Raw genomic sequence first — 13,738 nt, 5'->3', positions numbered from 1 at the left:
GGCGCGCGGATCGGTGCTTCGCGCTTGGCCACAAATCTACGCAAGTTCAGCGCGGCCGGTACCGTCGGGCGGTGATCGTTGGCATGCTGTCGATCCGGTTTCATGTCGGAGGGCAAGTCCAAAGGTCGCCGCTCGCTCGATCGTCTGCGTCGCCACCGCGGAGAGGAAGGGGAGGGGGAGCTCGCGACGACGAGCGATCAAGCTCGCGCTCGCCGGGCGCTCACAGATCGTGGCGAGGTCGGCTGGGATCACGACGCGCGCGTCGAAGGCGATGGCGCCAGGGGACAGCGCGACGACAGCCCGATCACCGCGCAGGTGCTGAGCCTGTTCTCGGAGCCCGCGGTCACCACGATCACCGCGGTGTCGGCTGCGCGCAGCCTCGAGCGCCCGCGGGCGGACGTCGAGACGGCGATCGAGGCCCTGGTTCAAGCCGGCGAGCTGCGCCCGCTCTCGGGCAGCAGCCTGCGCTACACGGTCTCCCCCGAGCGCAAAGCGCAGCTCGAGGGCATGTTCCGCGAGGCCGCCCACGAGCTCGGTGAGACCACCGCGCTGGTCCTGCGCGAGCCCGACGAGCTGATGAGCTACGACGACGAGGAGCCGCGCCTGCCGGTCACGGCTGGGCTGCTCAGCTTGTTCCTCCCGGGCACGGGCCAGCTGCTCAACGGCGACGTCGGTCGGGCCTCGCTCGTGTTCGCGGTCTGGAGCCTGGCCCTGCTCACTCACCTCTCGCCGATCTGGACGTTCGTGGCGCTCTACGCCGGCGCCGAGGCCTTCTTCACGGCCAAGGTGCGCGGCATGGAGCGCAAGATGGCCGACAGCAAAAAGGAGCCGGGGTTCTCCCAGGGGTCGTCGTGACCTTTTGGGTCTACCTCGTCGTCGCGGCCATCGCAGCGCTGGGTCTGTTTCAGACCATGCGCGGCCAGGCCCGCAGCCGCCGCTACCTCGAGAGCAGCGCCGAGGAGCACCCGCTCCAGCTCTCGCACCTACCCCGCGGCCTGCAGGCCCTCGCTCGCGACACCCGGGCCCTGCGCCTGAGCCTCGAGGGCCCGCTGCGCGAGCTCGCCGAGGGCGGCGGTGGGGCGATGTTCAGCGAGTTCGACGAGCTCCAGCAGCGCCTGCGCGACGCCGCCCGAGAGCTCGGCGACTGGGTCCACGAGGTCGAGCGGCTCAGCCAGACCGACGCCGCCTACATGCGGGATGTCGGGGCTGAGCCGGGGCGAGTCCGCGGGCTCTTCGAGGAGGAGGGCTGGTCGCTCGAGCGCAAGCGCGAGGCGGGGCAGCCGGCGTTGCGGGTTCGCCTCGAGGCGATCGTTCGTGAGCTCGAGCTGTTCGAAGAGCGGCTGCAGACGCCGCCGGATCCCTATCGTTGAGGTCGAGGTTCGTCTGGGCAGCTGCCGCGACCGTCGCCCACCTTGGCTTGGGACTCGCGGCCGCGCGAGCTGGCCACCGGCGGCTCACTCCGTCGCGGGCACCGAGCTGAACTCGTGTACGTCCCAGCTAAAGTCGATGACGTTGCCGTTGGGCGGGTAGAGCATGGCGTTCTCGATGCGCTCGACGGCCTCCGGGGTCATGCGGGCGGCCCACACGTGGCCGGCCTCGCACTCTGCCTCGGGGCTGCCGATGAACACGCCCACGAGCTTGCGCGCGCCGCCGTACCACACGTAGAGGGGGCCTCCGCTCATGCCCCCGACGCCGTCGTTACTCACGCGCAGGATCCCGCTCTCGCCATCGTCAAACGACTTGTAGGGCTGGCTGGCGGCGAAGCTGCCGTGGTCGTACCAGGCGGTGCCCTCGGCCTTGTCGTAGGGGTATCCCACGGCCACGGTGGTCCGGCCCGAGAGGGTCCCCCAGCTGAGGTGGCCGAAGTCCATGGTTCGCGGGGCGTTGGGCGAGTGCGCGAGCTCGACGAGGGCGTAGTCGAAGGCCTTGTTCTCAGCCGACTGGCTCGTGCCGTAGGCGGTCGGGACGAACACTCGCTTGGCGTAGATTTTTCCGTAGGGCTCGGAGCTCCAGCTCTGTGACAGGGAGAAGCCCGTGGGCTCGTCTTTGAACTGGCCGCTGCCGTCGATGAAGCAGTGCGCTGCGCCGAGCACGAATTTGTCGCCGATCAGCGTCCCGGTGCAGTCGCCCCCGCCGTCTTGGTGCTCGAACTGGCCGATCATGTCGTAGGGGCCGGCGGTCGCCGATTGTTGGGTGTTGCCCTGGACCCGATCGTCACAGCCGATGATCATCTCGGAGCTGGTGCACTGGGACAGGCAGGCGACGAAGACCGTGTCGGTGCTCGACTCGGACTGGTCGGGCTGGTCGACGGGTCCCAGGAGCTCGCTCGAGCCCTCGCCGAGGGTCATCGCGGGCTCCCCCTCGCTCTCGAGCAGCGTCGCCTCGAGGTTCAGCTCGTGTTCGGAGCCGACCTCGGCCGCGTCGAGCTCGGCGTCGACCGGGCCGAGCTCCTCGGACTCATCGACGCAGGCCGAGCTCGTGCTCAGGACCAGGGTCGCGGAAAAAACCGCGAGAGTGGTGAGGGAAAGCGGGGTGCGCGTCAGCATCTCAGCTGAGTAATACCGACGCGCCCGCGGGTGGATTAATGGGCATGGGGCGGCCTCGACGCTGGTGTAGGTTGAGGCGGCTCAGGGCGTCGCGATCGGGAGGACGTAGTAGTGCACCGCGAACACGTGACAAGCGCTCCCCGCGATCACGAACAGGTGCCACACGAGGTGGTGGTAGCGCAGCTTGGTCATGCGAAAGAAGAGCACCCCGGTCGTGTACAGCGCTCCGCCACCGAGCAGCCACAGCACGCACTTCGTCGGCATCGCGGCGAGGCACTGCGCGGGGGCGGCCAGCACCATCCAGCCCATGACGACGTAGGAGACGACCGAGAGCCGGTCGAGGCCATCCTCGAAGGCGTTGGGGGCCAGGAGCTTGCGGGTGCAGCCGATCACCGCCATCGTCCAGATCGCGATGAACATCGCGTTGCCCGTGTCGTTGTGCAGCGCGAGCAAGGTGATGGGCGTGTAGGTGCCCGCGATCAGCAGGTAGATCGACGCGAGGTCGGCGATGTGGAAGAACTCCTTGGCGCGGCCAGCCGGGAGGGCGTGGTTGAACAAGGAGGTGACGTAGACGGCGAGCAGCGAGGTGCCGAACACGAGCGCGCTGGCGATGTGCACGAAGTCGCGGTCGCTCACCGAGCTGACCATGGCGGTCAGGGCGACGAGCGAGAGCAGCATGCCCGCGCCCGCGGACAGGGCATTGGCGAGCTCTTCGCTGCGGCTGAACTTGCCTTCGGCGGTCTGCGTTGCGACGGAGATATCCCTGAGTACCCCATCGCGGCGCCTTCACCCAGCGTTAAACCCTGGGCGTGGGTCTCGTGTTCGCAGGCGCTCGGGAATTTTCCCCAGGAGACCCGCGATGTCACCAGGTTGGAGGGTTGCCTACGCGTTCACGACGCACCCATCCCCATCTCCGAGCCGGCCCAGCTCGACACGCACATCGAAGCCCACCGCATCGAGAAAGTCGTGGTCATGACTGGCGACAACCAACCCGCCAGGCCAGCGGCGCAGCGCGCTAGCGAGTGCGTCGCGGCCGAGGGCGTCGAGGCTGAAGGTGGGCTCGTCGAGGACGAGCAGCTGCGGCGGCGGCTGGCGTCGAAACAGGCAGATCAGCGCCGCCCGAGCCCGTTCGCCGGGGCTCAGTGAGGCCAGCGGCCGCTCGGCCAGGGCAAAGGGAAAACCATGCGCGACGAGGGCCTGGGCGGCCGCGTCGAGGGTGCCTGGGCCCGCGTCTGGACCAGAGAGCAGGCGCTCGAGCAAGCTGTCTTCGCTGGCCCAGTCGAGCGCGGCTTGGCCGATGACACCCACGCTGGTCCGCTCGACGTCGGCCACGCCGCTCGTCGGCGCGCGGGCGCCGAGCATGATCTCCAGGAGCGTGGTCTTGCCGCTGCCGTTGGCCCCGGTGATCGCCACGCGCTCGCGGCCGACGTCGAGGTCGAGGCCGCGAAAGAGCGCCCGCCCTGCGACGCTCGCACCCACGTCGCGCAGGCGCAGGAGAGGGCGCGCGGGAGGATCGGGCAAGGTGATCGTGAGCGCGTCGAGGGGCAGCTTCACCCGCAGGGCTCGGCGTGCGGCGGCGGCCCAGCCTCGCATGGCCGCGGCGCGCTCGTCTCGGATCCGCGCGGCCCTGGCCCGGCTTTGCTGGGCGTCGCTGCGCTTTTGATTGAGCAGGGCTCGGGGGCTCCGGCGGCGAAGCTCGCGGACCCGGCCGAGGTTTTGCTTGCGGCGCCTGCGGGCTTCGTCGAGCGCCCTGTCGCGCTCGGCCGCGGCCAGGGTCGAGAGGCGCTCGGCGTAGCGCCGGTCGAGGGCGGCCTGCTCGCTGTCGAGCTCGGCCGCGAGGTGCTCATGGTCCCCGTGGCGGTAGCGGCAGCCCGACTCGGCGAGCACGAAGAAGTGCTCGAACTGTCCGAGCAGCTGGCGATCGTGGGAGACGACGAGCAGGGCCCCGGGCCAAGGTCGCAGCTGGCGCTCGAGCCAGGCGCGGCCGGCCGCGTCGAGGTCCTCGCTGGGCTCGTCGAGCATGAGCAGATCGGGGCGGGCGAGCAGGGCGGCGGCGAGGTGGAGCTTGCGGACCTCGCCGCCGCTGAGTCGGCTGACGTCGGCACGATCGAGGGGGTCGAGCGCCGCGAGTGTGTCGAGCTCGAGGCCCGAGCCGGCGAGCAGGCGGGCGAGCTCGCGGGGCGTCGGTCCCGAGGGGTCCTGACCGCGGCGCAGGGCGTCGAGCTCGGCGGCGATCTGCAGGGCCTCGCTTGGGCTGGGGCGCTGGCGGACCAGGGCGAGGGTGCCATGGTGGCGCAGCTCGCCGCCCGCGAGGGCACGATCGCCTGCGAGGGCGGCGAGCAGGCTCGACTTGCCCGCGCCGTTGCGGCCGATCAGCGCCGCGCGCTCTCCCGCGGCCAGGCTCATGCTCAGGCCGCGGATCAGCGGGCGCCCCGAGGGCGTGTCGAGGTCGACATCATTGAGCTCGATGCGTACGCGTTGGGCATGTGCAGTCATGCTCGGACCTCCGCGAGGGCACGCTCGATCTCGGCGACGACGAGGGCCGGACCTTCGAATGTCAGGGCGAGGGCGTCGGGGAGAGCCTCGGCGGCGAGGACTCGACAGCGCGCGTGGATCGCAGCGATCAGCTCGCCTTCGGCATAGGGGACCTGCGCGCTCGATCGCCGGTGGTCGCTGCGCGCGGCGGCCAGCAGGGCCTCGCGCAGCTCGGCGACGGTGGCCGGGTCGCTGGCGCTGACGGCCATGAACGGCCCGCCGCGGGCGTGGGTGGCCAGGACCTCGGGGTCGGGGGGAGAGGCCAGGGTGTCGAGCTTGTTGTAGATCGTCAGCCGCGGGCGCTGATCGACGCCCAGGCGGGCGAGCTGGACCTCGGTGGTCTCGAGGTGCATGGGCCACTCGGGGTCGCCGAGATCGACGACGAGGGCGAGCAGCGACGCCTCGCGGACCTCGGCCAGGGTCGACTCGAAGCTCGCCAACAGGCGATCGGGGAGGCGACGGATGAAGCCCACGGTGTCGCTGAGGATCACCTCGCCGCCGTGGCGGCTCAGGCAGCGCGAGGTCGTGTCGAGGGTCTCGAAGGGGCGGTCCCGGACGGGGAGCTCGGCCGCGCTCAGGGCGTTCATCAGCGAGGTCTTGCCGGCGTTGGTGTAGCCGACCAGGGCGATCCGGGCGCAGCTCGAGCGGCGCTCGCGTTGGATCTCACCGGCGCGCTCGAGCTTGGCCTGGCGCCTGCGCAGCTCGACGAGGCGACCGTCGAGCTGGCGAGCGAGGAGCTCCGAGGCCGTCTCGCCGGGGCCGCGGGCGTTCATCAATCCGCCGGCCTGCTGATCCATGTCGAGCCCGACGCCGCGGATCCGCGGGCGCAGGTATTCGAGCTGGGCGATCTCGACTTGGATCCGCGCGCGCCGGGTCCTGGCGTGGCGCAAGAACACGTTGAGGATCACGCCCTCGCGGTCGCTGATCGCCAGGCCCGCGGCGTCCTCGAGGTTGCGGGTCTGCGAAGGGCTGAGCTCGGCGTCGATGACCAGGAGATCGGCGCCCGCGGCCCGGGCCCGCTCGGCGATGGCCGCGGCGCTGCCCGAGCCCAGGTAGGTCCGGGGATCGGGGCGATCGCGGCGCAGGTGCTCGCTGCCGACGACCTTGTCACCTTGGGCCTCGACGAGGCCGCTGAGCTCGGCCAGCTGCGCCTCGATCTGGACGGGGGAGGCACCGCGCTCGGCGACGGACACCAGGTAGCAGGCGTTGCCCGTGTCGCGGTCGAGGGCCGGGTCTCGAGAGGGGGAGGGGGAAGGGGAGGGGGAAGGCGAGGGGGAAGGCGAGGGGGAAGAGGTGGGAGGTTGGATGATCGCCTCGAGGCGACCCGAGTCGGCGCTCGGGACTTCGGCGTGCTCATCCACGGGATTTGAATGGAATTTCATACAGTCGCGCTCCTCGTGCGCCGCCGCGCTGTGGCGGCGGGCTAAAACCGTGTCGGGGCGCTCGCTAGTGCGTCATGCACCGAGCCGATCCTCCAGAGCAGGCCAAATGGGCCGAGCTGGGATCCGCTGGCGAGCGCCGCTGCGATCGAGTCACCCGAGGTGCTCGGTCGCGGGGGCAGGGTTTACTGGAAGCGCGAGTTGTACATGGCGGTGCCGATGTTCCCGCAGGGTAGCCCGGGCTCGGCGAGGTGCAACGACTAAATTTTTTCGCGCTCGCTCCCCCCGGTCGTGGGCGGGGGAGCGAGCGCGAAGTTCTGCTGATCCGCTGCCTGGATCCGGCGCCTGGATCGGGCGGGGATCAGACGGCGACGGAGAAGTCGCGCAGGGCGTCTTCGAGGCTCGTGCGCGTGTCGGTGCTGTGCTTGCGCTTGCCGATGATCAGCGCGCAGGCGAGCTGATACTCGCCGGCGGCGAAGCGCTTGCTGCGGGTGCCGGGGATGACGACGCTGCGCGCGGGCACGCGGCCGCGATACTCGACGGGCTCGCTGCCGCTGACGTCGATCACCGGGGTCGAGGCGGTGAGCACCACGTTGGCGCCGAGGACCACCTCCTCCTCGAGGTGCACGCCCTCGACGACGATCGCTCGCGAGCCGAGGAAGCAGCCGTCCTCGACGATCACCGGGCGGGCCCCGGGCGGCTCGAGCACGCCGCCGATGCCCACGCCGCCGGACAGGTGGACGTGGCGGCCGATCTGCGCGCAGCTCCCCACCGTCGCCCAGGTGTCGACCATGGTCCCGCTGCCCACGCGCGCGCCGATGTTGACGTAGCTGGGCATGAGCACGGCGCCGCGCTCGATGAAGGCGCCCACGCGGGCGGTGGCCGGCGGGACCACGCGGACCCCGGCCTCGGCCCAGCCGCGCTTGAGCGGGATCTTGTCGAAGTACTCGTAGGGCCCGACCTCCATGGTCTCGAGCTGCTGGAGGCCGAAGTAGAGCAAGATGGCCTGCTTGATCCACGCGTGCACGATCCACTCGCTGCCGGGCGCGGCGCCCTCGGCCGGGGGCTCGGCGACGCGCAGCTCTCCGCGGTCGAGGCTGGCGATGGTCTCGCGTACGGCCGTGGCGTAGTCGGCCTCGGCGAGCAGGCTGCGGTCGGCGTAGGCCGCGGCGACGCGCTCGGCCCGGGTCTTGGTCTCGCTCCCAAGTTCACTCATGGGTCCCATGTCGCACGCCCGGTCCCGGATGCACAAGGGCGGAACGCAGCCGCAAAAAAACGCCTCGACCGCAGGGTCGAGGCGTTTTTGAAAGTCGGAAGTCTCGAGGCTCAGCTCAGCACTTCTCGAGCTCGGACATCGACTCGGCCTTGAGGGCGCAGTCGATGCTGCTCTTGAGCGGGGGCTCGGCGGTGCACTGCTTGATGACCTCGGTCCGGCCGGCGTCGGCGGCGGACTTGAGGATCTCCTCGCCCAGGGGGTTGTCTTCGGTCTGCGACTCTTTCATGAACAACTCGACGAACTTGTCGCCGAGCTTCGCGCAGTCCTCTTCGGAGGCGGTGCAGCCGCTCACGGCGGTGAGGGAGACGCAAAGGAGGAGGGCGGAGCTGAGGTACTTCTTCATCGCTTTCCTTTTTTCCCGATTTGGTTCTGGTCCTTGAACCACAACGGTGGGCCAGAATCGCTGATGGGTCCCAAACGGTAGCTGGGTCCTGGCGACAATGCGATGGGTGCCGATAACTCGCCGGGCTCGGAGGTCGCTCGGTCCGCATTTCGCCGCTTTCAGCGCATGGCACCCTCGGTTGGCTTCACGGTCGTCTCCGTGAGCCCTAGGGCGAAATGTGGGCCACTGACGGCTCGTCTCGAACCGTCTAGACAAGTGAGTAAACTCAGAAGTTGGGCAGGGAGAAGAGGATCTCACCCCTGCCCGCTGGGGACCTCGCACGCCCGGCTCCATGGCTCAGGAGCCAACCAATGCCCAACGAAGGACTCACCAACGCCTCCTCTTCTTCTCCCTCTTCTTCGCAAAGCCCGAGCGCCAGCCCGGCTGTGTCCGCGGGCGCAGCTCCAGCGGCGACTGGCGTAGCCGCGCCCGTGGTCGCCGGGGAGCATCACGACCTGGGCCAGCGTCGCCCGCCGCCGGCCTATATCGGGCGCAGCGCGGCGGCTCGCCGGGTTCAGGGGCAGATCCAAAGGGCCGTGCGCAGCAACCAGCCGGTGCTCCTCGTGGGTGACCCCGGGACTGGCAAGCGGACCATCGCCGAGATCCTCCACTACTTTGGCGGGCGCGACACTCGGCAGCTCGAGGACGCGGTCATCGACGAGCACGGGCGGCTGGTTCGCATCGGCGAGTTCGCCTACCTCAGCCCGCTCGAGGAGCTCTCCCTCGAGCAGCAGCTGCGCATCCCCGAGCTGACCGGTCTGGGCCGGCTGATCATCGGCACGCGCCTCGATCCCGAGGGCGCCCAGGGGCGCCTGCGCCTGCACCCTCGGATCGTCCGCTGGTGCACGATCCGCATCGACTTGCCTTCACTCGCCACGCGCATCGAGGATCTCGAGTCGCTGGTCCTCAAGCAGGTCTACGAGACGCCGACCCGGCGCCCGGTGGGTGGGATCAGCGACGCGGCCCTCGACTGCCTGCGCGCCCATCGATGGCCGGGGAACGTCAGCGAGCTCGAGGAGGTCGTCGAGGAGGCGCTCGCGGCCGGCAACAGCGAGCAGATCGAGCTGCGCGACCTCCCGGGGCGGCTGCGGCCGCGGACGCCGATCCGCGACTCGCAGCCCTCGCCGGAGGAGCAGCTGAGCCTCGAGCACGCCGAGCGCGAGGCGATCAAGCGCGCCTTGGCCTACCACCGCGGCAACAAGCGCGCGGCGGCCCGGACCTTGCGGATCGGCAAGACCACGCTCTATCGCAAGCTCAAGAACTACGGCTTGAGCGCCTGAGTCGAGGCGCGGCCGAGCGCGTCGCAGGCTTCGGTGCCGCTCCAGGTCGAGCGCCCGAAGCCCGCGCCGCGCTCGCGTCCGCGGTCCATGGCGAGTTGCTATAATCCGCTCATGCCCCCCCGCACGGCTCCATGTGCGCGCCCCCATCGAGGGCGCTCGAGCTCGCTGCGCGCGTGGTTGAGCCCGAGCGCGCTGGTCCTGGGCGCGAGCTTTTGTGCGGGCGTGGGCCTGGGCTGCAACCTCAGCGGGCGCCTGGATGAGGGCGGCAAGTCGTGTGGCGACGGCGTCATTCAGGACGCAGAGGAGTGCGATCCCAAGCACCCGGACTTTCGCTATGTGGCGTGTGGAGACAAAGGTATCGCCGAGGTCTGTGATCCCCTCGCGTGCGAGCTGACGGCTTGCCCCGAGTGCGGCAACGGCACGCTCGATCCGGGCGAGGAGTGCGACGGCGAGCTGATGAGCGCGCGACCCTGTGAGCAGGCCGGCTGCACCGCGGAGTGCCTGATCAACGTCGACGCCTGCCCCTCGGTCTGCGGCGACGGGATCATCGGTATCGGTGAAGAGTGCGACTCGCACTCCTCGCCCTGCGAGAGCGATGACGACTGCATGTTCGGGCACCTGTGCCATCCCGAGCAGGGGGTCTGCGTCGGCGCGGACGACCTCTCCAAGGGGGTCGAGTGCGCGCTCTTCGACGTCACGGCGAGCCTGGTCAAGGACGGCTACGCTCAGGGCGAGATCGGGCCGTGCAACGACAGCTGCTACTGGGGCCGCAGCAAGTGCAGCTTCTGTGGCGATGGCGAGGTCGACGACGCCTACCAAGACGAGGGCGACTTCTCGAACGACGTGCAAAAGCCGGCCGAGTTTTGTGACGGCGACCAGGTCTCCGAGGCGGCGCTCGACGACTACTACGACCGCTGCCGCGAGCTGTGCGGGGGCGGCCTGGCGGCCGACCTGAAGGTCCACTGCGACCTCACCTGTGAGGACGACTGCTCCAGCTTCGACGAGGCCGCGGGCGACGACAAGCTCAGCCCCGACGCCCTCGAGTGCTGCCTGGAGGGGGGGACGCTGTGCCCTGGGAGCAGTCCGCTGATCCCCGACGACATCCCCTGCTGCGCCTGGCTGGAGGCGCCCGAGACGGAGGGGAACTGCGAGTTCCTGCTCTCGGACTCCAACCCCTACTGTCCATCATGAACGACGCGCTGGGCGTCGGCCGACAGCCGGGCTCCTAGAGCGGCGACCGGTTTGAATTCGCACCGCCAGGCACATCTTGGCGGCCCCGACGAAAATCCCGGCACCAGGAGCCGCGCTGGGTTCCACCACGGGCTCCCAGCGCGCGTGCAGGTGAGCGCCGCTTTCGGCTCACTCGGCCGGGACGCAGCCGTTCTCGTCGCACTCGATGGTCAGCTCGACGGGGTAGCCCGCGCCGACCGGGTCGAAGATGAAGGCCGCGGACGCGCCGATCTCGGTCCCGGAGGCGTCGAGGGCCTGGATGCCGACCTCGCCGAAGGTGCTGCCGATGAGCTCGCGCTCGGGGTCGTCGATCACCCGCCAGTTGCCCGAGCCTTCGCCGTCGAGCTCGCAGTCGAGGGTGGTCTCGAGGATCAGCCCGCTGCCGCCCTCGCGGAAGGCCTTGATCTCGAAGCTGTCGATGCCGACGCCCTCGCAGCTGCTGAAGCCGCCCTCGCCCAGACGCCAGCGCACGCGCAGCTCGGCGGGGCGCTCGGTCAGATCGACGTCGCGCACGGCGTCGGAGGCGTCGAAGATCTCGACGCGGCGAGCGCTGGTCGCTTCGGAGAGGTTGTCGAGGATCGCAACGTTGGCGCTGTCGTAGGCGTAGACCTCGAGCTCGTAGGCCTGAGGTTCGATGTCGTCGATGATCAGCGCGCCGCCACAGGCGGTGCGGCGATCGTAGAGGACCTCGCGCTCGTCACCGCTGCCGCGGACGAGCAGGGCCTCGACGGTGGACACGCCGAGGTCGCTGCAAGCCTTGTTGTTGCCGAGGGTGTACTCGACCTCGAGGGTGCCGGGTCCCGTCTCGGCGCAGCCCGAAGATGCGGTGGTGAGTAGGAGCAAGGAGAGGGCGCAGGGAATGATCAGGCGGTTCGTGCGCATGATGAGCCTAGTCTTCAAGGTACTCGGACCGCGGCCAATAGGCGAGGTTTGTCGAAAGTTTGGCCAGCGGCGCGAGCTGTCCTATGGACCGAGTTGGGTGGGATCGTGTCCCACCCGTTCTTCGAGCCCCCGACTTGCCCTGGGAGGAACGCATGTCCGCAAGCGCCCTCAGCCCGAAATCTCTTGGTCTGCTCTGTGCCTTTTTCGTCGCCCTCACGCCGGGGTCGACAAAGGCTGCCAAGCCCGCAGCTGGCGCCGCAGAGCACGACGAGGCCGAGCACGGAGAGACCCACGACGCCAACGAAAGTGATGAAAGCGGCGATGAAGTCGAGGGGGATCCCAGCGAGGCGCTGGACGAGAAGCAGGCCAAGAAGCAGCCCAAATCGCGGGCCAAGAAGCGCTCGCGGGCGAAGGAAAAGAAGCGCCGCGGCGACGAGGCCTGTGATTTTCGTACGCCGATTTACGAGCACGTCGTCACATCTGGGGAGCACCTGGGGGTGATCGCCGGGCGTTACGGCGTGCTCAGCAAAGACCTGATCGCCCTCAACCCCAAGCTGGCCGAGAACCCCAACTTGATCCGTGTGGGGCAAAAGCTCGCGGTCTGTCCCGAGATCCCGCCGCGCGAGCCCTTCGAGACCCAGCACCTGGTCGCGGCCGGCGACACCTTCAACGCCATCGCGCAGGCCCACGGGCTGACCCCGGCGGAGCTGCTCGAGCAGCAGGAGGGGGCGCTGCGTGATCCCAACAGGCTGCGCGTGGGCCAGAAGCTGCGCGTGGTCGAGGCTGGCGAGATCGTCCCGGGCTTCGAGCCGGAGCCGCCCCAGCCGGGGCGCCTGGTCCAGGGCCGCAAGCTGCCCGAGAACGACGCATACGTGATCAAGCGGCCGCACAACGCCTGGGGCACGCCGCGGGCGATTCAGCTGATCCGCCAGGTGATCGATCGCTACAGCGAGCGCGAGCTCGGCGGACCCAAGCTGCGCATCGGCGACATCTCGCGCCGCGACGGCGGCCCGCTGGCGGGGCATCGCTCGCACCAAGAGGGCAACGACATCGACGTCGGCGTGATCCTCCACGGCAAGCTCGCCGATCGCCTGCACTTCTCGGGGGCGACCGCGGACAACCTCGATCTCGAGCGGACCTGGGCGCTGATCGAGGAGTTCCTGGCGACCGGAGAGGTCCGCTACATCTTCCTCGACTACGCGATCCAAAAGCAGCTCTACGAGCACGCCAAGAGCCAGGGCATGTCGGAGCGCAAGCTCGACGAGTACTTCCAGTATCCCCGCGGCATCGGTCGCAACCACGGGATCATCCGCCACTGGCGGGGGCACGTGAACCACTTCCACGTGCGCTTTCGAGACTGAGAGTCTTTCGGGCTACAGGAGCCGCGCCGACGCTGGTCGTCGACGCGGCTTCGCGCTATGTGCCACGCATGTGCACGATCCTCGCCGGCGTGGGTGTGTGGCCCGAGCGGCCGCTGGTGATCGCGGCCAACCGCGACGAGAAGCTCGCCCGCCCGGCCCAGACGCCGCAGGTGTTCGCCGCCGGTGCGCTCGCCGAGCGCAGGGTGCTCGCGCCGCGAGACCTCGCCGCGGGCGGGACCTGGCTGGGCCTCAACGACGCGGGCGTGTTCGTGGGCATCACCAACCGCTTCACGGGTAAGGCGGGGGTCGACGCCTCGCGCCGCTCCCGGGGAGAGCTGGTGTTCGCGGCCCTCGCCGGGGCAGATCACGTGCAGGCCGAGGCGGCCGTGGCCGCGCTGCGCCCCGCGGACTACAACCCCTTTCACCTGCTGATGGCCGACCGCGAGGGCGCGAAGATCCTGTGGTCCGACGGTCAGCGCTTCACTCGCCTGACGCTCGAGCCGGGGATCCACTGGATCACCGAGCGCAGCTTCGGCGCCGGGCCCAGCGCCCGCCACGATCGCTTGCGCGGCTGGGCACGGACGCTGCGCGCGGGGCCTGTGCCCAGCGTGGAGGGCTGGCGGGGGTACCTCGGGGATCACCAGGGGGCGGCGCTCAGCTCGGGCCTCGACGCGATGTGCGTGCACGCGCCAGCCCTCGGCTACGGCACGCGCTCGTCCACGCTCGTCTACATGGGTCGCGGCGCGCCACGACCCGAAAGCGTGACGTTCTGGCACGCGCCAGGGCGACCCTGCGAGCACGCCTTCGAGCCCTACGAAGACGAGGTTCGCAGGTTGTTCGCTGGGGAATGACAACGGAAAAAGTTGC

The 13,738-nt window shown here is 69.8% G+C and carries 13 protein-coding genes; 6 read left to right on the top strand and 7 right to left on the bottom strand.

Annotation, left to right across the window (positions count from 1 at the left end; all coding sequences use genetic code 11):
• The first annotated feature begins 102 nt into the window (after positions 1-102).
• Together G6O69_RS32975 and G6O69_RS32970 are read left to right on the top strand one after the other, a co-directional pair.
• Positions 103-855: a hypothetical protein gene (locus G6O69_RS32975; RefSeq protein ID WP_172307441.1), complete on the top strand. Its 753-nt coding sequence runs from the start codon at positions 103-105 to the stop codon at positions 853-855.
• Positions 852-1,370, top strand: coding sequence for a hypothetical protein (locus G6O69_RS32970; RefSeq protein WP_172307440.1), 519 nt, complete (start codon positions 852-854; stop codon positions 1,368-1,370). Before G6O69_RS32975 ends, G6O69_RS32970 begins: the two co-directional genes overlap by 4 nt.
• Before the next feature lie 84 nt (positions 1,371-1,454).
• On the opposite strand, the gene G6O69_RS32965 is transcribed toward G6O69_RS32970, so the two are convergent.
• The 6 genes from G6O69_RS32965 to G6O69_RS32940 form a co-directional block, all read right to left on the bottom strand.
• The gene (locus G6O69_RS32965; RefSeq protein WP_172307439.1) at positions 1,455-2,546 is read right to left on the bottom strand and encodes a trypsin-like serine protease; all 1,092 of its coding nucleotides are present in this window, start codon (positions 2,544-2,546) and stop codon (positions 1,455-1,457) included.
• Between the two features lie 81 nt (positions 2,547-2,627).
• On the bottom strand, positions 2,628-3,305 hold the full coding sequence (locus G6O69_RS32960) for a hemolysin III family protein (RefSeq protein ID WP_172308387.1): 678 nt from the start codon (positions 3,303-3,305) through the stop codon (positions 2,628-2,630).
• A 123-nt stretch (positions 3,306-3,428) separates the two neighbouring features.
• The gene (locus tag G6O69_RS32955; protein ID WP_172307438.1) at positions 3,429-5,042 is read right to left on the bottom strand and encodes an ATP-binding cassette domain-containing protein; all 1,614 of its coding nucleotides are present in this window, start codon (positions 5,040-5,042) and stop codon (positions 3,429-3,431) included.
• Positions 5,039-6,463, bottom strand: coding sequence for a GTPase HflX (hflX, locus tag G6O69_RS32950; RefSeq protein ID WP_217909960.1), 1,425 nt, complete (start codon positions 6,461-6,463; stop codon positions 5,039-5,041). The genes G6O69_RS32955 and hflX overlap by 4 nt, the downstream gene beginning before the upstream one ends.
• Before the next feature lie 358 nt (positions 6,464-6,821).
• Entirely contained in the window at positions 6,822-7,676 is an 855-nt protein-coding gene (locus tag G6O69_RS32945; protein ID WP_172307436.1) for a 2,3,4,5-tetrahydropyridine-2,6-dicarboxylate N-succinyltransferase, read from the bottom strand.
• Between the two features lie 115 nt (positions 7,677-7,791).
• Positions 7,792-8,079: a hypothetical protein gene (locus G6O69_RS32940; RefSeq protein ID WP_172307435.1), complete on the bottom strand. Its 288-nt coding sequence runs from the start codon at positions 8,077-8,079 to the stop codon at positions 7,792-7,794.
• Positions 8,080-8,429: 350 nt separating this feature from the next.
• On the opposite strand from G6O69_RS32940, the gene G6O69_RS32935 reads away from it, so the two are divergent.
• Positions 8,430-9,398, top strand: a complete 969-nt coding sequence (locus tag G6O69_RS32935; RefSeq protein ID WP_172307434.1) for a helix-turn-helix domain-containing protein — start codon at positions 8,430-8,432, stop codon at positions 9,396-9,398.
• Positions 9,399-9,509: 111 nt separating this feature from the next.
• Positions 9,510-10,589 (top strand): hypothetical protein, encoded by a 1,080-nt coding sequence (locus tag G6O69_RS32930; protein WP_172307433.1) that lies wholly within the window; start codon positions 9,510-9,512, stop codon positions 10,587-10,589.
• Positions 10,590-10,757: 168 nt separating this feature from the next.
• On the opposite strand, the gene G6O69_RS32925 is transcribed toward G6O69_RS32930, so the two are convergent.
• Positions 10,758-11,510, bottom strand: coding sequence for a hypothetical protein (locus tag G6O69_RS32925; RefSeq protein WP_172307432.1), 753 nt, complete (start codon positions 11,508-11,510; stop codon positions 10,758-10,760).
• 152 nt (positions 11,511-11,662) lie between these two features.
• Here G6O69_RS32925 and G6O69_RS32920 point away from each other — a divergent pair, with 152 nt between their 5' ends.
• Together G6O69_RS32920 and G6O69_RS32915 are read left to right on the top strand one after the other, a co-directional pair.
• Entirely contained in the window at positions 11,663-12,871 is a 1,209-nt protein-coding gene (locus G6O69_RS32920) for a penicillin-insensitive murein endopeptidase (RefSeq protein WP_172307431.1), read from the top strand.
• A 68-nt stretch (positions 12,872-12,939) separates the two neighbouring features.
• A complete protein-coding gene (locus tag G6O69_RS32915) occupies positions 12,940-13,722 on the top strand; it encodes an NRDE family protein (protein WP_172307430.1) in 783 nt (260 codons plus the stop codon).
• The last annotated feature ends 16 nt before the right edge of the window (positions 13,723-13,738 follow it).

The sequence above is a fragment of the Pseudenhygromyxa sp. WMMC2535 genome, assembly GCF_011083025.2.
This window is presented reverse-complemented; position numbering and strand designations above follow the sequence as displayed.